At 47.0% G+C, this 24,624-nt stretch carries 27 protein-coding genes and 1 tRNA gene; 23 read left to right on the forward strand and 5 right to left on the reverse strand.

Annotated elements, in window-relative coordinates:
- The first annotated feature begins 79 nt into the window (after positions 1-79).
- Positions 80-1,405: a GGDEF domain-containing protein gene (locus OCV96_RS14145; RefSeq protein ID WP_262594756.1), complete on the forward strand. Its 1,326-nt coding sequence runs from the start codon at positions 80-82 to the stop codon at positions 1,403-1,405.
- Positions 1,406-1,490: 85 nt separating this feature from the next.
- Positions 1,491-2,843, forward strand: a complete 1,353-nt coding sequence (locus OCV96_RS14150; protein WP_022312764.1) for a replication-associated recombination protein A — start codon at positions 1,491-1,493, stop codon at positions 2,841-2,843.
- A 22-nt stretch (positions 2,844-2,865) separates the two neighbouring features.
- Here OCV96_RS14150 and OCV96_RS14155 read toward each other — a convergent pair whose 3' ends face one another.
- From OCV96_RS14155 to OCV96_RS14165, 3 genes are read right to left on the reverse strand one after another with little or no spacing between them, the layout of a single operon-like run.
- Positions 2,866-3,381, reverse strand: coding sequence for a DUF4364 family protein (locus OCV96_RS14155; protein ID WP_022312765.1), 516 nt, complete (start codon positions 3,379-3,381; stop codon positions 2,866-2,868).
- A gap of 18 nt (positions 3,382-3,399) precedes the next feature.
- Positions 3,400-4,374 (reverse strand): tRNA modification radical SAM protein MnmL/YtqA, encoded by a 975-nt coding sequence (gene mnmL, locus OCV96_RS14160; protein WP_262594757.1) that lies wholly within the window; start codon positions 4,372-4,374, stop codon positions 3,400-3,402.
- A complete protein-coding gene (locus OCV96_RS14165) occupies positions 4,374-5,525 on the reverse strand; it encodes an NAD(P)-dependent malic enzyme (RefSeq protein ID WP_262594758.1) in 1,152 nt (383 codons plus the stop codon). Before OCV96_RS14165 ends, mnmL begins: the two co-directional genes overlap by 1 nt.
- Before the next feature lie 305 nt (positions 5,526-5,830).
- On the opposite strand from OCV96_RS14165, the gene rho reads away from it, so the two are divergent.
- The 18 genes from rho to OCV96_RS14255 all read left to right on the forward strand — a co-directional run bounded on the left by rho (position 5,831) and on the right by OCV96_RS14255 (position 19,909).
- Positions 5,831-7,405: a transcription termination factor Rho gene (rho, locus tag OCV96_RS14170; protein ID WP_022312768.1), complete on the forward strand. Its 1,575-nt coding sequence runs from the start codon at positions 5,831-5,833 to the stop codon at positions 7,403-7,405.
- Positions 7,406-7,508: 103 nt separating this feature from the next.
- Positions 7,509-7,772, forward strand: coding sequence for a type II toxin-antitoxin system prevent-host-death family antitoxin (locus OCV96_RS14175; protein ID WP_262594759.1), 264 nt, complete (start codon positions 7,509-7,511; stop codon positions 7,770-7,772).
- Positions 7,765-8,067 (forward strand): type II toxin-antitoxin system RelE/ParE family toxin, encoded by a 303-nt coding sequence (locus tag OCV96_RS14180; RefSeq protein ID WP_262594760.1) that lies wholly within the window; start codon positions 7,765-7,767, stop codon positions 8,065-8,067. Before OCV96_RS14175 ends, OCV96_RS14180 begins: the two co-directional genes overlap by 8 nt.
- Positions 8,068-8,187: 120 nt before the next feature.
- Positions 8,188-8,388, forward strand: coding sequence for a 50S ribosomal protein L31 (gene rpmE / locus OCV96_RS14185; RefSeq protein WP_022153877.1), 201 nt, complete (start codon positions 8,188-8,190; stop codon positions 8,386-8,388).
- Positions 8,389-8,488: 100 nt separating this feature from the next.
- Positions 8,489-9,484, forward strand: a complete 996-nt coding sequence (locus tag OCV96_RS14190) for a DUF1385 domain-containing protein (protein WP_262594761.1) — start codon at positions 8,489-8,491, stop codon at positions 9,482-9,484.
- A gap of 1 nt (position 9,485) precedes the next feature.
- Positions 9,486-10,364: a peptide chain release factor N(5)-glutamine methyltransferase gene (gene prmC / locus OCV96_RS14195; protein WP_262594762.1), complete on the forward strand. Its 879-nt coding sequence runs from the start codon at positions 9,486-9,488 to the stop codon at positions 10,362-10,364.
- Between the two features lie 151 nt (positions 10,365-10,515).
- Positions 10,516-11,592 carry a peptide chain release factor 1 gene (prfA, locus tag OCV96_RS14200; protein WP_117465028.1) on the forward strand — a complete coding sequence of 359 codons (1,077 nt, stop codon included), beginning with the start codon at positions 10,516-10,518 and terminating at the stop codon, positions 11,590-11,592.
- A gap of 446 nt (positions 11,593-12,038) precedes the next feature.
- A complete protein-coding gene (locus OCV96_RS14205; RefSeq protein ID WP_118538111.1) occupies positions 12,039-12,287 on the forward strand; it encodes a hypothetical protein in 249 nt (82 codons plus the stop codon).
- Positions 12,288-12,339: 52 nt separating this feature from the next.
- Positions 12,340-13,506 carry a GDSL-type esterase/lipase family protein gene (locus OCV96_RS14210; RefSeq protein WP_262594763.1) on the forward strand — a complete coding sequence of 389 codons (1,167 nt, stop codon included), beginning with the start codon at positions 12,340-12,342 and terminating at the stop codon, positions 13,504-13,506.
- A gap of 171 nt (positions 13,507-13,677) precedes the next feature.
- Complete coding sequence (locus tag OCV96_RS14215) at positions 13,678-14,181, forward strand: CarD family transcriptional regulator (protein ID WP_262594764.1); 504 nt, start codon at positions 13,678-13,680, stop codon at positions 14,179-14,181.
- 383 nt (positions 14,182-14,564) lie between these two features.
- Positions 14,565-16,328 carry a threonine--tRNA ligase gene (gene thrS, locus OCV96_RS14220; RefSeq protein WP_262594765.1) on the forward strand — a complete coding sequence of 588 codons (1,764 nt, stop codon included), beginning with the start codon at positions 14,565-14,567 and terminating at the stop codon, positions 16,326-16,328.
- Between the two features lie 342 nt (positions 16,329-16,670).
- Positions 16,671-16,991, forward strand: a complete 321-nt coding sequence (locus tag OCV96_RS14225) for a DUF1540 domain-containing protein (RefSeq protein ID WP_118668231.1) — start codon at positions 16,671-16,673, stop codon at positions 16,989-16,991.
- A gap of 392 nt (positions 16,992-17,383) precedes the next feature.
- Positions 17,384-17,878 carry a translation initiation factor IF-3 gene (gene infC / locus OCV96_RS14230; RefSeq protein WP_022153560.1) on the forward strand — a complete coding sequence of 165 codons (495 nt, stop codon included), beginning with the start codon at positions 17,384-17,386 and terminating at the stop codon, positions 17,876-17,878.
- A 66-nt stretch (positions 17,879-17,944) separates the two neighbouring features.
- The gene (gene rpmI / locus OCV96_RS14235; protein ID WP_022153561.1) at positions 17,945-18,142 is read left to right on the forward strand and encodes a 50S ribosomal protein L35; all 198 of its coding nucleotides are present in this window, start codon (positions 17,945-17,947) and stop codon (positions 18,140-18,142) included.
- Between the two features lie 23 nt (positions 18,143-18,165).
- Positions 18,166-18,522, forward strand: a complete 357-nt coding sequence (gene rplT, locus OCV96_RS14240) for a 50S ribosomal protein L20 (RefSeq protein WP_022153562.1) — start codon at positions 18,166-18,168, stop codon at positions 18,520-18,522.
- Positions 18,523-18,704: 182 nt separating this feature from the next.
- The gene (locus OCV96_RS14245; protein ID WP_022153563.1) at positions 18,705-18,935 is read left to right on the forward strand and encodes a hypothetical protein; all 231 of its coding nucleotides are present in this window, start codon (positions 18,705-18,707) and stop codon (positions 18,933-18,935) included.
- Positions 18,932-19,720: an HAD family hydrolase gene (locus OCV96_RS14250; RefSeq protein ID WP_262594766.1), complete on the forward strand. Its 789-nt coding sequence runs from the start codon at positions 18,932-18,934 to the stop codon at positions 19,718-19,720. Before OCV96_RS14245 ends, OCV96_RS14250 begins: the two co-directional genes overlap by 4 nt.
- A gap of 118 nt (positions 19,721-19,838) precedes the next feature.
- Positions 19,839-19,909: transfer RNA gene (locus OCV96_RS14255), tRNA-Gly, on the forward strand.
- Between the two features lie 107 nt (positions 19,910-20,016).
- Here OCV96_RS14255 and OCV96_RS14260 read toward each other — a convergent pair.
- Together OCV96_RS14260 and OCV96_RS14265 are read right to left on the reverse strand one after the other, a co-directional pair.
- Positions 20,017-20,412 (reverse strand): type II toxin-antitoxin system HicB family antitoxin, encoded by a 396-nt coding sequence (locus OCV96_RS14260; protein WP_262594767.1) that lies wholly within the window; start codon positions 20,410-20,412, stop codon positions 20,017-20,019.
- A gap of 24 nt (positions 20,413-20,436) precedes the next feature.
- The gene (locus OCV96_RS14265) at positions 20,437-20,625 is read right to left on the reverse strand and encodes a type II toxin-antitoxin system HicA family toxin (RefSeq protein WP_118668234.1); all 189 of its coding nucleotides are present in this window, start codon (positions 20,623-20,625) and stop codon (positions 20,437-20,439) included.
- A gap of 387 nt (positions 20,626-21,012) precedes the next feature.
- Here OCV96_RS14265 and OCV96_RS14270 point away from each other — a divergent pair, with 387 nt between their 5' ends.
- The 3 genes from OCV96_RS14270 (at position 21,013) to OCV96_RS14280 (ending at position 24,513) form a co-directional block, all read left to right on the forward strand.
- Entirely contained in the window at positions 21,013-21,489 is a 477-nt protein-coding gene (locus tag OCV96_RS14270; protein ID WP_227733656.1) for a MarR family winged helix-turn-helix transcriptional regulator, read from the forward strand.
- Positions 21,490-21,599: 110 nt separating this feature from the next.
- Positions 21,600-22,931 carry an MATE family efflux transporter gene (locus OCV96_RS14275; protein WP_262594768.1) on the forward strand — a complete coding sequence of 444 codons (1,332 nt, stop codon included), beginning with the start codon at positions 21,600-21,602 and terminating at the stop codon, positions 22,929-22,931.
- 127 nt (positions 22,932-23,058) lie between these two features.
- A complete protein-coding gene (locus OCV96_RS14280) occupies positions 23,059-24,513 on the forward strand; it encodes an aminoacyl-histidine dipeptidase (RefSeq protein WP_262594769.1) in 1,455 nt (484 codons plus the stop codon).
- The last annotated feature ends 111 nt before the right edge of the window (positions 24,514-24,624 follow it).

Genomic DNA, 24,624 nt, shown 5'->3' on the forward strand with positions numbered 1-24,624 from the left:
ACGAGCACATGGCTGTTGGATATACTATAACTGTATCGCGTTTTAAACGACGTGATACGGAAAGCAGGATCCGACAGCCATGAGCAGTTTACAAAAGAAAGAAACATTATTAATCGTTGATGATTCAAAATTTCAAAGAGTAGTGATCAGACAGTCTCTCGGGGAGCATTTTAACTTCGCAGAGGCTGTTTCCGGTGAAGAATGTCTTACGATCATGGAGAAGGAAAGCGATGCCATTGATCTGGTGCTGCTGGATCTGGTCATGCCGGGGATCGACGGCTTTGAAGTACTGCGCCGCAGACAGAATATGGAGGGCTTCAAGGACACGCCGGTTATCGTTCTGACGAATACGGAATCGGTGTCTTCCCAGTCGGAAGCATTTGCACTGGGGGCGGATGAATTCATTATCAAACCGGTAGATACCCGGATAGCGCTTACCCGCATCAACAATACACTGGGGGTAAAACGCAGGTTACAGAATAGCAGAGATGAGCAGAAGGCCTGGAAGACAAAGTCGCAGATCGACGAGATGACCAGTCTGTTCAACAAGATGACAGTAGAGAAGCTGATCACGAAGACTCTGACAGAGCATGAGAATGGCCTGCATGCTCTTATGGTGATAGATATCGATAATTTCAAATCCGTAAATGATGTATACGGTCATACTATGGGAGACCATGTGATCAGCGTCATTGCAGGAGTCATTTCTTCACAGTTCCGCAGCACAGATTATGTGGGACGTATGGGTGGAGATGAGTTCGCAGTATTGATGGGAGACATTCCGTCCAAAGAGATCGCACTGATCAAGGCAGAGAATCTGGTCAACCTCGTAAAATATAAAGAGAGCTTATCCATACCGGAAAATATATCCATCAGTGTGGGAATAGCATTTTCCGATCCAGAGGATCATTGCTACTATGATCTTTCGGCAAAAGCAGATCAGGCATTGTATGTATCCAAGAAGTCGGGAAAAGGACGCTACAGTGTATATGGCGAAGAAAACCATGAGCAGAGCAGAAAACAGCTGGCTATAGTGTGGTCCGGGTCCCGAAATGTCACCAGTATGATAGAATTTGCGTTGCCGGATTCCGTACAGCTGAAACAGGTGGATTCCGTGGAAATGATCAGAGAGTGTATGGAGGAAGCGGCGGAAGAGGGAATTCTGGCTCTTGTGGTGGATGTATCGGAAGAAGAGGATCAGGGACAGGCACGCTGGCAGGAACTTCGGAAAGTACAGACGGAACAGACATTTCCGACCATCGCAATCTGTAGGGAAGGCAATCTGAAACAGATGAAAAATGCCCTGGAGACCGAAGTAATCCAGGATCTTTTGCTGGCTCCGCTGGAAGCAAATGCATTGAAGCGGCGTGTGAAGATCTGGATGCAAAATTGCAAGCTGCGATAAACTTTGTTATAATTGACTGGAGCATATCTTAGAATGTGCTTCAGTCTTTTGGTATCTTTGCAATAGAAACAGAGGATGTAATATTATGGATTTGTTTGAATACATGAGAAGCACCAATATGGAAAAGGAAGCTCCACTGGCGGCCAGAATGCGTCCCAGAACCTTGGATGAGGTCGTGGGGCAGGAGCATATTATCGGCAAGGACAAGCTTCTGTATCGTGCCATCAAGGCGGACAAGATCAGCTCCATCATTTTCTATGGACCGCCCGGTACCGGCAAAACGACGCTGGCGAAAGTCATTGCCAATACTACCAGTGCTGAATTTCAACAGATTAATGCCACAGTGGCGGGCAAAAAGGATATGGAAGAAGTGGTGGCAAAGGCGAAGGAACTGCAGGGAATGTACAGGAAGCGTACAATTCTGTTCATTGACGAGATCCACCGTTTTAATAAAGGACAACAGGATTATCTGCTCCCGTATGTGGAGGACGGTACGATCATTCTCATAGGAGCTACTACAGAGAATCCCTATTTTGAAGTCAACGGCGCTCTGATCTCCCGCTCGGTGATCTTTGAATTGAAGCCGATTCCGAGGGAAGCCATCAAAGAGCTTTTGAAAAAAGCAGTCTACGATACAGACCGGGGAATGGGAGCCTACAACGGCACCATAGACGAGGATGCACTGGATTTTCTGGCAGATATCTCCGGCGGCGATGCCAGACATGCACTGAATGCTATTGAACTGGGCATCATGACCACAGAACCGGGACCGGATGGCAAGATCCATATTACGCTCGACGTGGCACAGCAGTGTATCCAGAAGAGAGCGGCGAGATACGATAAAAACGGTGACAACCACTACGATACGATTTCTGCATTTATCAAGAGTATGCGGGGGTCAGATCCGGATGCGGCAGTATATTATCTGGCAAGGATGTTAAATGCTGGCGAAAGCGTTACTTTTATTGCAAGACGTATTATGATCTGTGCATCGGAGGATGTGGGCAATGCGGATCCCCAGGCACTGGTGATGGCAGTGAATGCTTCTCTGGCGGTGGAGCGGGTAGGCATGCCTGAGGCGCAGATCATTCTGGCGCAGGCAGTGACTTATATTGCTACAGCACCCAAGAGCAATCGTAGCTGCGAAGCGGTATTTCAGGCGATGCAGGAAGTACAGGCCACAGGAGATCTGCCGATCCCCGCACACTTGCAGGATGCACATTATAAAGGAGCAGCAAAATTGGGACACGGAACAGGATATAAATATGCACATGATTACCCGAATGACTATGTGGAACAGCAGTATCTGCCCTATGAATTAAGTGGCAGGGAGTTCTATCAGCCCTCGGGTAACGGTTATGAGGTGAAGATCAGAGAGCATATGGCGAGAATCAAAAAAGAAGCCGCAGAGGCTTCTTCTAAAAACAAAGAATCATAAAATCAGGTACCTGATTGCGGGATTAGAACAACTCCGTAATCAGGTATTTGTATATTTCCTGATTTTTTTTCTGCCAGTTGTCGCAGATAGCAGCCGCAGTTTCTTCCACGGGAACGGATAAGGTGATGTCCACCAGATTGATACCGCGGTCTTTTGCTACCAGATGAGCCTCGTATTCACCGGAGGTGGATTTATAATAATCCCCCAGCACAGAGACTTCGTTGCGCAGGGTGAACTCGTTTTCCTGAAAATAGCTGTCAATTTCCTGCTTGATGGTATCACCGATGCGGTTCTCGAAGAAATTCAGAGTTTCCTTGCCCTCGGCAGTGATGGACAGGTGGGTCCGGTTGCGGATCGACTGGGTGGCGATCATTCCGGCATCCGTCAGTTCATTGATGACCTGCTGCAGGGTCAGGAAGTTCGTGTATTCCTTTCCAAGGATAAAATCGCTGACCTGTGCGGCCGTGAGAGGGAAAGTCACACGGTTCAGCATGTAGAGAACGATAAGTTTATATAAAGTAAGCGGATCTTGTAACATAATGGGATAACAGCCTTTCTAATGTTTATCTTTATTTATTGCTTCATAAAGGTCACCCTGACGGATGCCCTGCTCTTTCATACGGTGGTGCAGTGAGTTCAGTACCTTTCGTTTGTCCAGACTCCATTTCGGAGCGATCAGCAGATCTTTTGGCCCATCACCGGTGACCCGGTGGATCACGATGTCCGGAGACAGGTGGGCGAGGCAGGAGACCAACAGATCCAGATAATGTTCCGGAGTCAGTGCCTCAAATATTCCCTTTTCATAATCCTCTGCCAGATCGGTATTTTTTAAAATATGCAGTAACTGGAGCTTGATGCCAAAGGGAGCAATATGGTTTAAGTATTTCATGGTTTCCAGTACCTGTCGGTCGGTCTCTCCGGGGAGTCCCAGAATCGTATGGACGATAAAAGGGATTTTGAGTGTCTTCAGATTGGTACAGGCTTTCTCAAAGCAGGACAGGGGATAGTCTCTGCGGATATAGTGGGCAGTCTCTTCGTGGATTGTCTGTAATCCCAGTTCGATCCAGAGGAATTTGTCCGGATATTCGCCTTTTAATTTTGCAAGCAGAGCCAGTACTTCCGGCCCCAGACAATCCGGCCTGGTGGCAATGGAGATGCCGCAGACTTTGGGATGGCTCAGGGCAGAACGATACACCTCTTCCAGATAGGGGAGAGGTGCATAAGTGTTGGTGTATGCCTGAAAATAGGCGATCAGGTCATGACCGGTCACTTTATCACCGAATTTTGCCATGCCTTCCGCAATCTGTTCCTCCATAGTCTTTCCGGCAATGTCCACAGCAAAGTCACCGCTGCCGCCGGAGCTACAGAAGATACAGCCCCGAGTGTCCAGAGTTCCGTCCCGATTGGGACAGGACATCCGGGCATTCAGGGCTATTTTATAGCATTTATGGTGAAACGTATTTTTGCAATAGGAATCCAGAGAGTAGTAGGGCTTGCCGTGCCAGTCTCTCACAATGCTGTCCGAACACATTAGCGGATGTGGCTCTTTACAGCGTTTGCCACAACTTCGGCTACCTGGGGATCAAATGCTTCCGGCATGATATTGTCATCGGAGAGCTTGTCTGCGGGTACCAGACCGGCAATGGCTTCGGCAGCGGCCAGTTTCATCTCTTCGGTGATCTGGGTAGCACGACCTTCCAGAGCACCCTTGAAGATACCGGGGAAAGCGACCACATTGTTCACCTGATTGGGAAAATCACTGCGTCCGGTTCCTACGACACGGGCACCGGCAGCCTTGGCTACATCCGGCATGATCTCGGGAATGGGATTCGCCATGGCAAACAGGATGGAATCGCGGTTCATGGAAGCTACCATCTTGGGAGTGACGATGTTCGGAGCGGAAACACCGATGAAGATATCGGCACCTTTCAGAGCATCGGCCAGAGAGCCGGTCTCGTTGTTTAAGTTAGTCACTTCGGTCATCTTTTTCTGCATCCAGTTCAGGCCTTCGGTATCTTTGGAGACAATACCTACCCTGTCACACATGATGATATTGGGGAAACCGTAGGTCAGAAGCAGTTTGGTGATAGCCACCCCGGCGCTTCCGGCACCGTTTACCACTACGCGGCAGTCTTCCTTTTTCTTACCGACTACCTTCAGGGCGTTGATGACACCGGCCAGAACGACGATGGCAGTACCGTGCTGGTCATCATGGAATACGGGGATGTCCAGAATCTCCTTCAGACGTTCCTCAATTTCGAAACAACGGGGAGCACTGATGTCTTCCAGATTGATTCCGCCGAAGCCGGGAGCCAGATAGGTCACAGCCTTGATGATCTCTTCGGTATCCTGGGTGTCCAGACAGATGGGGACAGCATTTACATTACCGAATTCTTTGAAGAGGACTGCCTTGCCTTCCATAACGGGCATGGCTGCGTAGGGACCGATGTTGCCAAGACCAAGAACCGCGCTTCCGTCGGAGACAACGGCTACGGTGTTGGCCTTCATGGTGTATTTGTAAGCAGCTTCCTTGTCCTGGGCGATTACTTTGCAGGGCTCCGCAACACCGGGAGTATAAGCAATAGCCAGATCCTCACGGGTCTTGACGGGAGTCTTGGACACGGTCTCCAGTTTACCGTTCCATTTTTCATGCATCAGTAACGCTTTTTCATTGGTTGTCATGACAATACCTCTCTTATTTTTTGTTTGGTCATTACTTCATATAATCATGGAGATTTGCCGGATACGAAATCCGGACGCTATTCATAATGATATAATAGAATCGATATCTTCGCAAGGATTTAGCACCACTTTTACAAAAAATAAAATTTTTATTTTGGGACTTCCTATTTGGAAAGAAATGTATTATAATGGCTTCAGATGCAGTTTTAATATCTTTTTATTCAACTGACATGTCGAATGTAAATCGGATGTAATTCCCCTTAGTTAACAGTTTTATAGTAAATCTTATTTCCATAGGAGGGTATATGAGAGAAAAATATGAATCACTTGCATTAGTTCAGTTAAAGGAGCTGGCAAAAGTACGTGGCCTGAAGGGAACTTCCACAATGAAAAAGGCAGATCTGGTAGAAGCTATGCTTGCAGAAGATGAGCGCCTGAAAAAAGAGGAAGAAGCTAAGGCAGCGGAAGAGAAACAGGAGGCTGCTAAGAGCGAAGAGGCAGAGAAGCCGGAGAGAACAGAACGCCCTGTCAGACAGGAGAGGAATTACAGACAGGACAGATATGATAGACAGGATAGAAATGACAGAAACTATCGGACAGACCGTACCGAGCGTACGGATCGTGCAGAACGCACTGACCGTTCCGAAACCGGTACAGAGACGGTCGGCGTAAGAAGTGAAGCTTACACCAGAGAGCGTACCTTCAATCCGAATAACGTGGCATACGATGAGAGCCAGTATCCCAAGGAACTGGACAGCGGTATCGAAGCCAGCGGTATCTTAGAGGTTATGCCGGATGGTTACGGATTTATCCGTTGCGAGAATTATATGCCCGGTGAGAACGATGTGTATGTGGCTCCCAGTCAGATCCGCCGTTTCGGACTGAAGACCGGTGATATCCTGAAGGGCAACAAGAGAATCAAGACCCAGCAGGAGAAGTTCAGTGCACTGCTGTTCGTCAAGAGCATCAACGGTTATACAGTGGAAGAGTCAGCCAAGAGAATGGCATTCGAGGATATGACGCCGATCTTCCCGGATGAGCGCATCAAGATGGAGACTCCCGGCTGCAGCGTGGCTATGAGAGTCATGGATCTGGTAAGCCCTGTCGGTAAGGGACAGCGTGGTATGATCGTATCCCCGCCCAAGGCTGGTAAGACCACACTGTTGAAGGAAGTGGCAAAGTCTATTTTGAACGGTAACCCCAAGATGCACATGCTGATCCTGCTGATCGATGAGCGTCCCGAGGAAGTTACCGATATTAAGGAAGCAATCCACGGAGACAATGTGGAAGTGATCTATTCCACCTTCGATGAGCTTCCCGAGCACCACAAGAGAGTATCAGAGATGGTGATCGAGCGTGCAAAGCGTCTCGTAGAACATAAGAAGGATGTCGTGATCCTGCTTGACAGTATCACCCGTCTGACCAGAGCGTACAACCTGGTGGTTCCCCCCAGCGGACGTACTCTGTCCGGTGGTCTCGATCCCGCCGCACTCCACATGCCCAAGAGATTCTTCGGTGCAGCCCGTAATATGCGTGAGGGAGGAAGCCTGACCATTCTGGCCACCGCACTGGTAGAGACCGGAAGCAAGATGGATGATGTGGTATACGAGGAATTCAAGGGAACCGGTAATATGGAAATGGTTCTGGACAGAAAGCTGTCCGAGAAACGTATTTTCCCGGCTATCGATCTGGCAAAATCCGGCACCAGAAGAGAGGATCTGTTGCTGACACCGGAAGAACTGGAAGCCATCAATATCATGCGTAAGGCCCTGAATGGCTTAAAGCCCGACGAAGCTACCGACCGCATCCTTGATATGTTCTCCCATACCCGCAATAATGTGGAATTTGTGAATATGGTGAAGAAGAACCGGTTTATCTAGGCAAGAGATAGAAAATTGACAAAAATTGGAAATGATGGCAGAATATATACCTTTACGATGTGTCATAATTGTGCTACAATTATGGCATAAAGGAGGTGCTATTATGCCATTGATCATACCGATCAGAGATTTGAGAAAAACAAGTGAAATATCCGAATTAGCACATACAAAGCAGGAACCGATTTTTATTACTAAGAATGGCTACAGCGATCTGGTAGTGATGAGCGCAGAACTTTATGAGCGTTTTGCACGAATTCATAAAATCGACCAGGCCATCTGTGAGGCGGAAGAGGAAGTTGCTGCGGGTGCGGATACGATGGATATGGATGTCGCAATGGAAAGGCTAGACAAAAAATATTATGGTTAAATACCATATAAAGTTGTATCCGAGAGCATATCGTGATATGGAAGAAATCTACAGGTATATCGCCATAGAAAAACAGGTTCCGGAAAATGCAAAAGCACAAACAGACAGAATTTGGAGAGCGATAAAAAAACTGGAGACTTTTCCCGGTTCACATCAGGATAGATTAGAGGGAAAGTATGCCGGAAAGGGGTATAAACAGCTTCTGGTCGATAATTATATGGTAATTTATAAGATTGATGAGACTGAAAAAACAGTTTATGTCATTACAGTGCAATATCAGGGGAGAAATATGTAAAAATAGGTCTTGCGTCGTGTAAACTCTTATGGTACAATAATACCGCTGTTTGTGGTTCCATAAGCAGTGAGGATGAGAACAAGAACTTATACACGACATTTTTATAGAGAGGTGAAAGAAATGAAAGAAGGAATCCATCCCGCTTACTACCAGGCAACTGTAACCTGCAACTGTGGTAACACATTTGTAACCGGCTCCACCAAGCCCGAGCTTCACGTAGAAGTTTGCTCCAAGTGTCATTCATTCTACACTGGCCAGCAGAAGTCTGCAAGAACCGATGGCCGTATTGATAAGTTCAATAAGAAATACGGTGTTAAATAAGATTGCAAGCGAAAGGTTGAGGTATTCTTATCTCAACCTTTTCTTGTCGTATAGGAAACTATGTTCCTATTTAATACTGCATTTATAAGGATGAGGTTTTATGGCTAGAAGAAAGAGTCGTTATTCCGGTATCGGCGGACAGGCCGTGCTGGAAGGCGTTATGATGAAAAATAAAGAGAAGTATGCGGTAGCGGTCCGCAAGCCGGACGGCGAGATTGAAGTGGAAGTGGAGACCTATCAGGGTCTGGCTCACGGAAGTAAGTTCAAGGAGCTTCCCTTTATCCGTGGTATCTTTAATTTCCTGGATTCCCTGATCCTGGGAACCAGAGCATTGAATTATTCCGCTTCCTTCTATGAAGAAGAGGAAGGCAAAGAAACGAAATTCGATAAGGCAATGGACAAGATGAGCGGTGGCAACGGAGAAAAGCTGCTGTCCGGTATTGTGACGGTGATCTCCATTATGTTGGCAGTAGGCATCTTTATCGTATTGCCGTATTTCATTTCCTCTCTGTTTGAGAGCTTTATCCGCAACCGCTCCCTGATGGCGATTATTGAGGGTGTGATCCGTATTGCTCTGTTTTTGCTGTATGTATGGGGCATCAGCGCCATGAAGGATATCCGCAGGCTGTACCAGTATCATGGGGCGGAGCACAAATGCATCAACTGTATCGAGAAGGGCAGACCCCTTACGGTGCACAATGTGATGCGCAGCTCCAGACTGCACAAACGTTGCGGCACCAGCTTCATTTTCTTTGTTATGCTGGTAAGTATTGTGCTGTTCTTCTTTATCCAGGTGGATAATGTGGCGGAGAAAGTGATCCTTCGTATTCTGTTGATGCCGGTTGTGGCCGGAATTTCCTACGAGATCATCCGTCTGGCCGGACGCACGGATAATGTGTTTATTAAGATCCTGTCTGCTCCCGGTATGTGGATCCAGCGTATGACCACCAGGGAGCCCGATGAGAGCATGGCAGAGGTAGCCATCGCTTCCGTAGAAGCTGTGTTCGACTGGAAGAAATATTTACAGGATACCTTCGGTTACGAAGTGAATGAGAGCTGGATGAAGGACGATGCATCCGCAGAACCAGAGGATTAAGATGACCTATCGGGAATGCTATGAAAAGGGCTGTCTGGCTTTGCAGACAGCGGGAATCGAAGAAGCCACACTGGATGCGAGACTTCTGCTGGAAGCGGTATGCGGTACGAATCGTAATGATCTGCTGGTGCACGGGGAACAGTCGGTGACACCGGAAGCGGAAGAGAAATATCTTGGCTGGATCGGACAGCGGGCGGAGCACATTCCGCTGCAACAGCTGACCGGGGAGCAGGACTTTATGGGACTGACCTTTGCTGTCAATGAGCACGTACTGATCCCGAGACAGGATACGGAGATTCTGGTGGAGGAAGTATTGAAGGAACTCCATGACGGAATGCGGGTGCTTGACATGTGTACGGGATCCGGATGTATTCTGTTAAGCCTTCTGCATTACAGCAATGCCTGTGAAGGACTGGGTGTGGATTTGTCTGCAGATGCGCTGGAAGTGGCAGAGCAAAATGCGGAGACGCTTTTGGATGCGGCGAACGCAGATCGGGTTCATTTTTTACAGAGTGACCTGTTTGACAAGGTGGAGGGAAAATTCGAGATCATCGTGTCGAATCCGCCTTATATCGCCAGTGCGGAAGTGGAGAAGCTGATGCCGGAGGTACGGGATCATGAACCCAGGATGGCACTGGACGGTACGGAGGATGGTTTACATTTTTACCGCCGTATCATCGAAGAAGCAGGAAAACATCTGGTGAGCAGTGGAATGCTCTTTTTTGAGATCGGATATGACCAGGGACAGGCTGTATCGGAACTGATGCGCACCGAAGGGTACCGCGAGGTACAAGTGGTGCAGGATTATGCCGGTCTGGACCGGGTAGTTTTTGGAACGTATGTAACAGTTCAGCCCGCACCATTCGCAAAGTCGCGCTGACACGCTTTCCGTCACTTCGTGACTATCTTTGCTCATAAACCTGGCGCTTAGTTCATGAACATATTCGTTCACAAAATCATGCAAGCATGATTTTTGCTCTCCAATATGTTCATGGCTGAACTGTTACAACTTATATTGAGAGGAATTAGTTATGTTTGACAAGTTAGAAGATTTATTGATTCGTTTTGAAGAGATCATGGGCGAACTGCATGAACCCACGGTCACGAATAACCAGGAACGTTTCCGCAAGCTGATGAAGGAGCAGAGTGATCTGACACCTATCGTGGATGCGTATACAGAGTACAAAAAGTGCAAGCAGGATATTGAAGATTCTCTTTCCATGCTGGAAGAGGAAAAAGACGAAGAAATGCGCGAGATGATCAAGGAGACGTTAAACGACAGCAAGAAGCGCGTGGAAGAGCTGGAGCAGGAACTGAAGATCCTGTTACTGCCCAAGGATCCTAATGATGACAAGAATGTAATCGTGGAGATCCGTGCCGGTGCCGGCGGCGATGAGGCTGCACTGTTTGCAGCGGAGATCTATCGTATGTATGTGCATTATGCCGAGAAGCAGCGTTGGAAGGTAGAGCTGATCAACGTGGATGAGATTGGTATCGGCGGTATGAAGGAAGTACAGTTTACCATCAGCGGACAGGGTGCTTACTCCAAGATGAAGTATGAGAGTGGCGTACATCGCGTACAGCGTGTGCCGGAGACCGAGAGCGGCGGACGTATCCATACCTCCACCATCAGTGTGGCGGTTATGCCGGAAGTGGATGACGACATTGATATCGTCATCGAGGACAAAGATATCCGTATCGATGTCATGAGAGCATCCGGTAACGGTGGTCAGTGTGTCAACACCACCGACTCCGCAGTACGTCTGACCCACTATCCTTCCGGAATCGTGGTATACAGTCAGACTGAGAAGTCTCAGATCCAGAACAAGGCTAAGGCATTCGCACTGTTAAAGTCCAAGCTGTATGACATCGAGCAGCAGCAGAGACACGATGCGGAAGCAGAGATGCGCCGCAGCCAGATCGGTACCGGAGACCGTTCTGAGAAGATCCGTACCTACAACTTCCCGCAGGGTCGTGTCACCGACCATCGTATTGGTCTGACCCTGTATAAGTTAGACAAGATCATGAACGGAGATATCGAAGAGATCATCGATGCCTGCATCGCAGCCGACCAGGCAGCCAAGCTGGCTAAGATGAATGAAGAATAAGAGAAGAAAATGATGAAGGGCGGACTTTGGCGGTGCCAGGGTTCGCCTTTTATGATATAATGAGCGCAAGAGAGCCAACATGCTTGCATGATTGGTGAACGGCGAATTTGATCATGATAGTTGCGAAGCAACGTCAAGCACCGAAGGTGCGAATCATGATATAATGAGCGCAAGAGAGCCAACATGCTTGCATGATTGGTGAACGGCGAATTTGATCATGATAGTTGCGAAGCAACGTCAAGCACCGAAGGTGCGAATCATGATATAATGAGCCTCAAGGAAAAACAAGTGGCTGCAAGCAGACATTTGTTTTTCTGGGCTCATTAGCGAACGAATATCCTGCGAAGCAGGATGTAGAGTGCGATAGCACGAATTCGTGAGCTTATGATACAATAAAGAGAAGTAGCAAATATGAACGAAGGAACAGTAGAAGGAGAAAAAATCAAATGACCATAGCAGAAGCAATACGTGAATATGTCAATGAAACCGAAGGTCTGGAGTTCTATGAGCAGGAGCCGGAAAAGGGTCTGGGGATCCTGGTAAAGGGAGATAATTCCTATATGGAGACGATCATGAACCTGACCAAATATTTCGACGATCACAATGTGGATGATGTGAACCTGGAACTGGAGGGCATGTATGTGGAATGCCAGGGGGATGATGTTATTGTATTTTTCCCTAATATTGAAGCCTGACGTATTGATCCTGGATGGTTACAGACTGAAATAGAAAACGGAGAGTTAAACAGTGAAAAAACATATTTTGTGCATCGGAGATTCCAATACCCACGGGCTTTGCACCGATCCGTCGGAGAGTGCCGACCACGGCAGCAGATATAATGAAGAGGAACGCTGGACCTGCCTGTTACAGAAGGCATTGGGAGCGGAGTATCTGGTCATTGAGGAAGGCTTAAGCGGCAGAACCTGTGTGTATGATGATCCGGACATGGATTCGGTGAATCTGCTGCCGGTATTGCATGCCCTGTTGAACAGCCACGAGCCATTAGACCTGCTGATCCTGATGTTAGGTACCAATGATTCCAAGGTGAAATTCAATACGGATGCGCGGAAGATTGCAAAGGGCATGCAGATCCTCTTGGAAGAGGCGAAATCGGTTCCCTGCTGGGGAAAGAATGGACCGAAGATCCTGATCGTGGCACCGGTTCCTATCGAAGAGGGTGTGATTTATCCTGATTTTAATGAAAAAAGCGTGAAGACAACGAGAGCACTGGCAAGAGAATATGCTTTTCTGGCAGTGGCTGAGCGGGCGGATTTCTTAGATGCGGGAGGCTGTGAACTGACGAAGGCGGATCATGTGCACCTGACGGCGAAGGGCCACAGACAGCTGGCAGAGCGGATGGAGACCGCCGTGAGGGACATTCTGGGGAAAACGGTACCGGAGGCAGTGGAAGAGAGGAAAGATGGCGACGGGATGGAGGAGATCGTAACGGCAAAAGAAGCAGATCTGCCCCGGATTCTGGAAATCTATGACATCGCCAAAGCCTACATGCGGGCAAGTGGCAATCCCAACCAGTGGAATGGAGCCTATCCAGACCCGGAGACACTGCGGACAGATATGGAGAAACAGCGGTTGTATGTATATAAAAAGAACGGAAGGATCCATGGAGTATTCATGCTTTTGCTGGAAGAGGAACCGACCTATGCCTATATTGAGGATGGCAGCTGGAGGGAGGAGGCTCCTTACGGCACAATCCACCGCCTGGCAGGAGACGGGGAAGTGAAGGGACTGTTTGCAAAATGCGTTGCCTTCTGTGAGAAGAAAGTACCTTACCTGCGTGCGGATACCCATTTTGACAATCACACCATGCAGCACTTATTAGAGAAGAACGGCTTCGAACGCAGAGGCATTATTTACCTGAAAAACGGAGATCCACGCATCGCCTATCAGAAATAATGCACAACACCTGACCGATTTCTTATGAGCAATATTCACGAAAATAATCAGAAACGCCGAAAGATACTGACATTTCGGCGTTTTTTCTGTTAAAATATGGGTATACTATTGGTAGTAAACGGAAATTGTGTTTTCAATTTTCTGCAATGGGCAGAGGAAAGGAAGGTCAAGGTGTTTCAGAAGGGCGAACGTGTAGTATGTGGCAGTAAGGGCGTTTGCGTGGTGGAAGAGATCACGACATTGGATATTGCAGGAGTGGACAAGAAGAGAGAGTATTATATTTTAAAACCTCTGTATCTGTCTTCCAGTACGGTATATATTCCGGTGGATACGGCAGAAGGTTCCATGCGGAAAGTGCTTGCACATGAGGAGGCGGAGAGTCTGATCCGACAGATTCCGGAGATCCCGCTGATCACCATTGCCAATGACAAACTGCTGGAGCAGGAATATAAGAATTGTCTGAAGGCCTGTAACTGCCAGGATCTGATCCGGATTATCAAGACCATCTACCTGCGCAAGCGGGCCAGAGAAAAGGCGGGACGCAAGGAGACGGCGGTGGATGCCAGATATTTTCGGATCGCAGAGGACCAGTTGTACGGAGAGCTGGCGGTGGCACTGGATATGTCCAGAGAAAATGTGGAAAGCTATATAAATACCTCTTTACAATCCGTGTGAAAAGGTCTATTATATCAACATAAGTCCTAAAGCAACAGAAATTTATGATTATTTAAGATCAGAAAACGTTGAAGAGAAGAGTAGGAAGCAGTGAAGGCACCAGAGAGAACCGCCCTGTCGGAGACAGGCGCTGTGAGCGGTTTTGCCGGATGCGGACGAAGACCGTCTCGGAGTGGCTTTAATACAGCCCGGCAGCTCCCGTTACGAGCAAATGAGTGGCAGTTATCTTTAGATAATTGCAATCAGGGTGGAACCGCGTGTGATACGTCCCTTGCAGATTGTTGCAAGGGACTTTTTTGTGACTATTCAGCAAAGCTCTGAAAGAGCGATTTCGCAAATGGAGGTTCTGAATAGTTTAGAAAACAACAAAAAGGAGAACGAAAATGGTTAATTTTAAGGAAGACGAAAGACTTTCAACTCTCAATCATTCCTGCGCCCATGTTATGGCACAGGCTGTCAAGCATCTGTACCCTCATGCAAAATTCTGGGTAGGACCTGTGGTAAAGGAAGGATTCTATTATGATATCGATCTCGGCAACGATGTAGTCAATGATGAAGTGATCGCTGCCATCGAAAAAGAGATGAAGAAGATCTGTAAGGAAGGCAAGAAAATCTACAGAAGAGAAGTTTCCAAGGCAGAAGCCATGGAAATGTTCAAGGATGATATGTACAAGCTGGATCTGATCAGCAATCTGGAAGACGGCAACATCACTGTATACGATCAGGGTGATTTCACCGATCTGTGCCGTGGACCTCACGTAGACAACACCAAGCTGTGCAAGAACTTCAAACTGGTAAAACACTCCGGAGTATATTGGAAGGGCGATGCCAACAACCACGTAATGCAGCGTATCTATGGTGTCTGCTTCCCTACCGCAGAGGAACTGGAAGCACATCTGAAAGAGCTGGAAGAGGCCAAAGAGCGTGACCACAGAAAGATCGGCAAGGAAATGGAACTGTTCATGACTGATGATCTGGTAGGCCGCGGACTTCCCATGTTCCTTCCCAAGGGTTACACCGTATGGCAGGAGCTGGAGAATTATATCAAGGATAAAGAGAGAAGACTGGGCTATCTGCATGTTATGACCCCCTGTGTCGGTACTGTGAATCTGTACAAGACTTCCGGTCACTGGGATCACTACAAGGAGAACATGTTCCCTCCCATGGAAATGGAAGGAGAGTCCTTCGTACTGCGTCCCATGAACTGCCCTCACCACATGATGATCTACGCTAACACACAGCACTCCTACAAGGATCTGCCTATCCGTATCGGTGAGATCGCCCATGACTTCCGTTTCGAAGCCAGCGGAACCCTGAAGGGTATCGAAAGAGGCAGACATTTCTGCCAGAATGATGCCCATCTGTTCGTAACACCGGAGCAGATCGAGTCCGAGTTCTCCAAGGTAGTAGACCTGATTTTCAATACCTACAAGGATTTCGGTATTACCGATTACAGATGTGTCCTGTCTCTGAGAGATCCGGAGGACAAGGTAAAATATCACGATGATGATGAGATGTGGAACAATGCGGAGAATGCTCTGCGTAAGGTTCTGAATGATCTGGGCATCGAGTACACCGAGGAGATCGGTGAAGCTGCATTCTACGGACCGAAGCTGGATGTAAACGTAAAGCCCGCTGTAGGTAATGAGTACACCCTGTCTACCTGTCAGCTGGATTTCTGCCTGCCTGCAAAATTCAACCTGACCTATGTGGACAAGGACGGTCAGAAGAAGACTCCCGTGGTTCTGCACAGAGCAATCCTGGGATCTCTGGACAGATTCATGGCTTATATCCTGGAGGAGACCAAGGGCAACCTGCCTCTGTGGCTGGCTCCCGTACAGGCTATGATCCTGCCGGTCAAGAACGATGACGAAGAGCTGAATGCTTATGCCCATGATCTGTACGGTTATCTGCTGGACAATAACATCAGAGCGGACATCGATGAGAGAGCAGAGAAGCTGGGTTATCGTGTAAGAGAAGCACAGGTGAAAAAAATCCCTTACCTGATCATCTTAGGAAAACAGGAAGCACAGGACGGCACCGTAAGCTATCGTCTGCACGGACAGCAGAACACCACTACGGTATCCAGAGACGAATTCCTGGCTATGTTAAAGGATGAGATCGCAACCAAGAAGCTGAGCAAGTAAGCTGATTGCCGGATAAAATCAAGTAGGAAAATATGAAAATCGCCGTTTCCTTATAAAAATAAAAAGGGAGACGGCGATTTTTTGAATGGTATGACAAGAAACAGTATTTCGATATTAGTTTTTACGAGCAACGAGATGGGCACGCATTTTTGCCTGTGCCTCGAAAGAAACCACTTCAAAACCGGCAGTTTCCGCAAATGAATAATTTTTTTAAATCTGCACAGACTATCCATGACGCGTGGCGGGACTGCATCGGCTCTTTTGCCGCGTGTCCTCTTTTAAAATTTTAAAATCAAAAAAGAAGACGAGAAGCCGCAGAAAGCGGCAGAAGGCGAGGGAAACGTGGCAGATTTAAAATGTGTTGTGGAAAATTGTACCTATAACAAGGACTGTCTGTGCAGCAAGGGAGACATCATGGTGGGAGGTAAGCATGCCTGTGATTGTGACGGCACCTGCTGCGAGAGCTTTGCGCAGAAGAGAGAGGGAAGAGAGTCTTTCAGTAATTCGCTGTCTCATCCAAGCCATACCATCAGTATCGACTGTGAGGCGGTAAAGTGCATTTATAATAGTAATTATAAGTGTGTGGCGGAGCATGTGGACATCAAGGGCTGCGGAGCCAGCGACTGCAGAGAGACCGCCTGTGCTACTTTTTCGGAAAAGTAAATCACGGAAAAGAAAATCAGTATTCCGGCTTGACAAATGTTCCGAAACTGCGGATAATAGAGCAAGTGATCGGATTCGGCGGGAGACCGCCGGTACATAGAATACAGTAATCTGAAAAAATGTAATATTATTGTAAAAACGGGGTTGACATCAGGAAAACTTCGTGGTATTCTATTTGAGCGTGTGAAGAACACGGCACAACAAGCAGAGTATCCACTCTCACCTTACGGCGCAGGCTGGTAAGCGTTCAGATTTTTCATAGACAGCGAACTCGTTTGGAATTTGTTTGAATGATGGCAGTCCGTGAAGGGAACAGGTGGATAGTTATGCTATCTGCTTTTTTTATTGTTTAATACATTTTCTTATGGAGGTACACAACCATTAGCGATTTAATGATTAATGAACAGATCAGAGACAAAGAAGTACGACTGATTGGAGAAGACGGAGAACAGCTCGGAATCGTTTCTTCCAGAGATGCTCTGAAGATGGCAGAGGAAGCCGGACTCGACCTGGTGAAGATTGCTCCTACGGCAAAGCCTCCTGTTTGTAAGATCGTGGATTACGGTAAGTACAAATACGAGCAGGTGAGAAAAGAGAAGGAAGCAAAGAAGAAGCAGAAGGTCATCGATATCAAGGAGATCAGACTTTCCCCCAATATCGACACCAACGATCTGAATACCAAGATTGGTGCAGCCAGAAAGTTCCTGACCAAGGGAGACAGAGTAAAGATCACCCTGAGATTCCGCGGCAGAGAGATGGCACACATGAACAACAGCAAGCATATCTTGGATGATATTGCACAGAGCCTGTCCGATATTGCGGTAGTGGAAAAAGCTCCCAAGGTAGAAGGCAGAAGCATGACTATGTTTTTAACTGAGAAGCGTTAATTCGTACAGTTAAAAAGTGCCGGGATCCGGCACGATAGATTAAGTAAAGTTTAGGAGGAACTCGTTATGCCCAAAATGAAGACAAGCAGAGCAGCAGCTAAGCGCTTTAAAGCAACAGGAACCGGTAAGTTAAAGAGATCTAAAGCTTACAAGAGCCATATCTTAACCAAGAAATCTACCAAGAGAAAACGTAATCTGAGAAAGCCTGCAATTACGGATGCAACTAATGTTAAGAATATGAAGAAGATTTTACCTTATTTATAATTCAGGCGAGGAGGAAATAAGACATGGCAAGAATTAAAGGTGGCTTAAATGCCAAGAAGAAACACAATAGAGTATTAAAGCTTGCAAAGGGCTACAGAGGCGCAAGAAGCAAGCAGTACAGAGTAGCAAAGCAGTCTGTTATGAGAGCTCTGACCAGCTCTTATGCAGGTAGAAAAGAGAGAAAGCGTCAGTTCAGACAGCTGTGGATCGCTCGTATCAATGCAGCAGCCAGAATGAACGGTTTATCTTACAGCAAGTTCATGTACGGTCTGAAGCTTGCAGGCGTTGATATGAACAGAAAGATGTTGGCGGATCTGGCAGTTAATGATGCAGAAGGTTTCAAGACTCTTGCAGAGCTGGCTAAGTCCAAGATTGCATAATTAAAGCAACTGTTAAGGCTGGACACACTGTTTTCGGATGGTGCGGACAGCCTTTCTTTTTTTGTAACTATTCAGAACCATGGAACTATCACGAAATATTCATCGAATGCTTGCATTCGTAAAGATATTATGTGATAGTTATAGGGTGACAGAATAGTTACTGATTAGAAGAGGAGACGATTATGATAAATCCCGGAATGATGATGAAACTGATGAATGCTAAGAATACCTTCGAGAGCAATCATCCCAAATTTGCAGCCTTTGTAAGCAGATTTTTTATGGGTGGAGCGATCACGGAAGGAACCATTATCGAGATCACGATCACAAGACCCGGTGAAGAGCCCGTGTCCACGAATCTGAAGGTACAGAAATCCGATCTGGATCTGGTAGAGGAGCTTAAGAATCTGAGATGAAGATAATATTTTTTGATATTGACGGAACCTTAATATGCGGAGGAAGTGAACGGATGTCAGAGAGCACGAAGGAAGCCATCCGCATCGCCAGAGCCAACGGTCATATCTGCATGATCAACACCGGGCGTACGAAACGGCTGGTAGGGGAAAATCTTACCGGACAGGTGGAATTCGACGGATTGTTATTAGGCTGCGGAACGGAGATTGAATATCATGGAAAACAGCTGATGCACAAGACATTTTCCATGGAGGAGTCTAAGGCAATTCTGGCAGCTATGAAAAAATATCATGTGGATGCCGTCCTGGAAGGCAGCAGGGAAGACTATGCACCCAGAGGAGAAGAAGTATTTACCGAGACTTTCCGTCATATGGCACGTGAGATTGAGAATAGAAAATACGATCGCTATGCCAATGCACCGGGCAACTACGATAAATTATATGCCTATGCAGAGACTCCGGCGGGAATGGACGGAATGAAGAGTGACCTGTCGGAAATACTGGATTTTATCGACAGAGAACAAGGATTTTACGAGATTGTCCCCAAAGGATATTCCAAGGCAACTGCAATCCATTATATTACAGAATATCTGAATATTCCGATGGAAGACACAGTAGCTATCGGGGATAGCAATAACGACCTGCCGATGCTTCAGTGTGCCCACATCAGCATTGCCATGGGCAATTCCAGTAAACAGGTGCTGGAAGCAGCAGATTATATCACCACGGACGTGGATAAAGACGGCATCTGGAATGCTTTGAAGTGGTTGGGAGTCTTGGATAAGTAAAATGGATAAGCAAATAAGTAAAATGGTAAAAATGTAAAAATAGTAGTAATAGTGAAAATAATAAAAATTAGGACTGGTAAATTAAAGGAACATGGAGTATAATATCTTATGTTCCTTTGCAGATATGGTTCATCGGTAGAACGCTAGCTTCCCAAGCTGGAAAGGCGGGTTCGATTCCCGTTATCTGCTTATTTGAAATTTCGTTGAAAGTGCGGGAAAGCCAATATTTATCGGCATTCCCACACTTTTCATTATTTCCGAATCAAAAGCATTTTTGCCTAAAAATGCAACACGCCTTACAGGTTCAATTTCTGAATCAGAGCATCCTGCAATACCTGTGAAAAATTTACATTCATGTCTGTAGCAGCTTCATTCAGCCATTCAGGAATGGAAAGAGTTTTTTTGATGGCTTTGGAGTTATGCTTTTTCTGGTATGCTATGAGGTCAAAGGGCACAATTATACAGAAGGTATCGGAAACTGCAGTGATGGCATAGGGCTCTGTGGCCGGGGGAAGAGATTCCCTATTCTCTATACGGGAGACTACGGCAAGACCAAGTGCATCCCATGCCATTTCGTAGGCATCCTGCATATTTTCCCCCTGTGTCATACATTCGGGGAAATCCGGGAAGGTGATCCAAAAGCCTCCTTCTTCTGCTTTATGAAAAAGTGCCGGATAAAAAAGTTTTTTCATTTTGGTTCTCCTTGTTAATATTTGTTATTTTAAGCCAGCTTGTTTCAGAATTGCCTGTTCCAGACCTTTTTTTATGTCTTTGCAATGGTAAGGAACAATAACGGTTTTATGAGTATCGGTGTTCTTCAGCTTTACATGGGAGCCGTTCTGGCTGATAATAGCAAAACCGTTTTTTAATAGGAGTTTGATCATCTCCTGTGAGGTCATAGGCATCTTTTGTATCTCCTTTCCTACCTCAAATTCATTTTAATACGTAATATTACGTATGTCAATAAATAATACGTAATATTACATACAAAAAGAACGAGGTAATAGTAGTGTGTTGGGGTAAAATAAAACTATACTTTGAAAAGACAGAATATTTCAGAATAGCATCAGCCGCCGAGTGTTCTACGGGATATTCAATAAGGTGAACCTAGACACTGGCGATACGGGCGAACCGCACTCCTCCCGGAACTGATGCCAAGGTCATTATATAACGATACGCAGAAGGACACAATGGAAAGTGTCAGTTTTGCGTATCTTTTTATGGGTTGACAATAATCCGATTTCGGATAAAAACAAACAGATGCAACGATGTAGTTACAGGAGGAAAGCGATATGGAAGAGGAAAGCAGAAAATCTTTTGCGCAGATCACATTGTACAATCAGCTGATCAAAGAGATGGATGACCTGTACCGGGTCTATGCAAAAAACTGTAATCTGTCGGAGACGGCTTTCTGGATTCTGTATTGTATCCGGGAACGGGAAAAAGAGGCGTTTACCCAGAGGGAGATCTGCGACTATTGGTTCTACACGCCCCAGACAGTGAATTCCGCACTGAAAAATATGACGGAGGAAGGTCTGCTTATTCTGCGGACGGAGGAAGACAACCGCAAGAATAAGAGGATATATCTCACAGAGAAGGGGAAAGAGACTGTGGAGAGGATCGTGGTTCCGCTGATGGATGCGGAGCGCCGGGCATTGGCGGCGATAGGAGAGCAGGAGGCAGAAATATTCCTGAAAACTATGAAAAAACATACGGAATTTTTCCGAGAAGAAATAGAGGAACTGACAAGACAAGGGGATCCCGCGTGATCGCAGGAACCTCCGATGATGACACGAAAACGATGCCTGCATAATGCGCAGAAGTATCTGTTGAGAAAGTGCTGGAAGGCATGCGGGTAATAGTAAGGCATGAGGTTATTATGAAAATACAGTTATCTGATCATTTTAGTTATAAACGGCTGCTGCGTTTCGTGGCACCGTCCATTTTAATGTTGTTATGTACTTCGGTGTACAGTATCGTCGATGGCTTTTTTGTATCCAACTATGTGGGAAAGACGCCTTTCGCCGCCCTGAATCTGGTGATGCCGGTGCTGATGGGTGTGGGAACTCTTGGATTCATGGCAGGTACCGGAGGAAGCGCCGTGGTCTCCATGACGCTGGGAGAAGGGAAAAAGGAACTGGCTAACGAATTTTTTTCGCTGATCGTATATGTGACACTGGCGGTGTCAATCGTGGTGGGATTCATCTGTTTTGCACTGGCACCGCAGATCGCACTGGCACTGGGAGCAAACGGAGAACTGGAAGCGGACTGCGTGCGTTATTCCAGAATCTTGTTTTTGTCCTCCCCGGCATTTGTTATGCAGTATTTGTTCCAGAGCTTTTTTATCGCAGCGGAGAAGCCGGCTTTGAGTTTAAAGGTAAATGTGATCGCAGGACTGACCAATGCGGTGTTAGATTATGTGTTGATCGTGGTATTTCCTTTGGGACTGGTGGGAGCAGCACTGGCTACCGCAGCGGGACAGCTCGTCGGCGGAATCATCCCTGTAATCTATTTTTTCAGAGAGAACGGCAGCTTACTGCAGCTGGGGAAGGCGAAGTGGCATGGAAAAGTCATCCGGCAGACTGTGACCAACGGATCTTCTGAGCTGGTGACAAATATCTCTACCTCTATCGTTAGCATCCTGTATAACTTCCAGCTGATGGAAGCAGCAGGCGAGAATGGTGTGGCGGCTTACGGCATCATCATGTACGTGGACATTATTTTCATGACCTTGTATCTGGGATATTCCCTGGGATCTGCTCCTATCGTCAGCTTCCATTACGGTGCGGGCAATCATGCGGAACTGAAAAATCTTTGCCGGAAAAGTCTGGTCATTATCTCAGCCTGCGGTGTGATTCTGCTGACCGCTTCTCAGATTCTGGCCGGACCGTTAGTAAAAATCTTCGCAAACTACGATCAGGAGTTATTGGAGATGACCACCTGGGGATTTCGGATCTATGCCATTGCTTTCATGGTCCGCGGCATGAACGTGTGGGGTTCCTCCTTCTTCACAGCCCTGAACAACGGAGCCGTATCCGCAGCAATCTCTTTCCTGCGTACCTTCGTGTTCCAGATCGTCATCGTGCTGATCTTGCCGAAACTGATCGGCATTACCGGTGTATGGCTGTCCATCGTACTGGCAGAGTTCCTGGCACTGTTTGTGACAATAGGATTCCTGATCGCCAAGAGAAAAAAATATCATTATGCGTAACTATTCAGAGCCATGCAAACAGCGTTCTGCGAATCCTTCGGATTGTTTCCTTGACAGAAAAATGACAAATACTTATACTGAAAATGCACTTTGTTCTCTATAAAAGCGCAGAAACGAGGAAATGAAAATGGGTGTTTTATCGAACTTAGAACCGAAGAAAGTATTTTACTATTTTGAAGAGATCACGAAGATCCCTCACGGCTCCGGCAATGTGGAGCAGATCAGCGATTTCCTGGTGGACTTTGCGAAAGCACATAAGCTTTTCTATATACAGGATGCTATGAAAAATGTCATTATGGTCAAGGAGGCAACTCCCGGATACGAGAATGAACCGGTGGTGATCCTGCAGGGACATATGGACATGGTAGCGGTGCAGACACCGGATTGCACCATGGATATGAAGACGGAAGGACTGAAGGTAGGAATCGACGGAGACAGCGTCTATGCGGAGAATACCAGCCTCGGCGGCGATGATGGTATTGCTGTGGCTTATGCACTGGCATTATTGGATTCCGAGGACATCAGGCATCCCCGTTTGGAAGTCATCATTACGGTGGATGAGGAAGTCGGTATGGACGGAGCCAGAGAGATTGACCTGTCTATGTTACAGGGTCATCGCATGATCAATCTGGATTCCGAGGACGAAGGCATTTTCCTGACCAGCTGTGCTGGCGGTGCCAGAGTGAACTGCCGTTTCCCGATGAAAAAACAGGAGCTTACGGGCGTGCGCTATGAGGTGGAAGTCTCCGGCCTCTTAGGAGGACATTCCGGCGGAGAGATACATAAGGAAAGGGGCAATTCCAATTGTATCCTGGGAAGACTTCTGTGGAAGCTGTCTGAGAAAATGCCTGTAGGACTGGTATCTGCGGACGGAGGACTGGCAGACAATGCCATCCCCAGACAGACGAAAGCAGTCGTCGTAGTAGAGGAGAAAGATGCGGAAAGCTTAGAGCAGCAGGTAGCAGCTTTGGCAGCAGAACTGGGTGACGAACTTGCCACCAAGGATCCGGACGTAAAGGTAACCGCAAAAAGATTAGCAGACACTGCAGAGACAACCACCTGTGCTACGCCGGAAGCTACAAAACGTGTGGCAGCCTTTTTGCAGGCGACTCCCAACGGCGTACAGGCGATGAGCGCAGATATGCCGGGGCTGGTACAGACTTCTCTGAATCTGGGTATCCTGAAAGCAGATGCGGAAGTTTTGCGGGCAGAGTATTCTGTCAGAAGCAGCGTGGAAAGTGAGAAAGATAACCTGATCGCAAAGCTTTCTGCACTGGTGGAACTGACAGGCGGCGATTACGTGGTGACCGGAGATTATCCCGGCTGGAAATACCGTGTGCATTCTCCACTGCGGGAAAAAATGGTGAAGCTGTATGCGGAAATGTACGGCACTGAGCCCAAGGTGGAGGCTATCCATGCAGGACTGGAGTGCGGACTGTTAGGCAGCAAGATCACAGACCTTGATTGTGTATCCATGGGACCGGATATGAAGGACATTCATACGACCGAGGAGACCTTAAGCATATCTTCCACGAAGAGAGTATGGGAATATCTGGTAAGGGTTCTGGAGACGAAGGACTGACTGAATTTGAGTAACAGGAAGTCCAGAGAAGCCAATAAGATAGAAACGATCGAAAAATGTAAAGAGTTAGCAAATTGAAAAAGCTAAAATATAAATAACGTTGGAGGAAAT

Source organism: Waltera acetigignens, assembly GCF_025567015.1.
Classification (GTDB): domain Bacteria; phylum Bacillota; class Clostridia; order Lachnospirales; family Lachnospiraceae; genus Acetatifactor; species Acetatifactor acetigignens.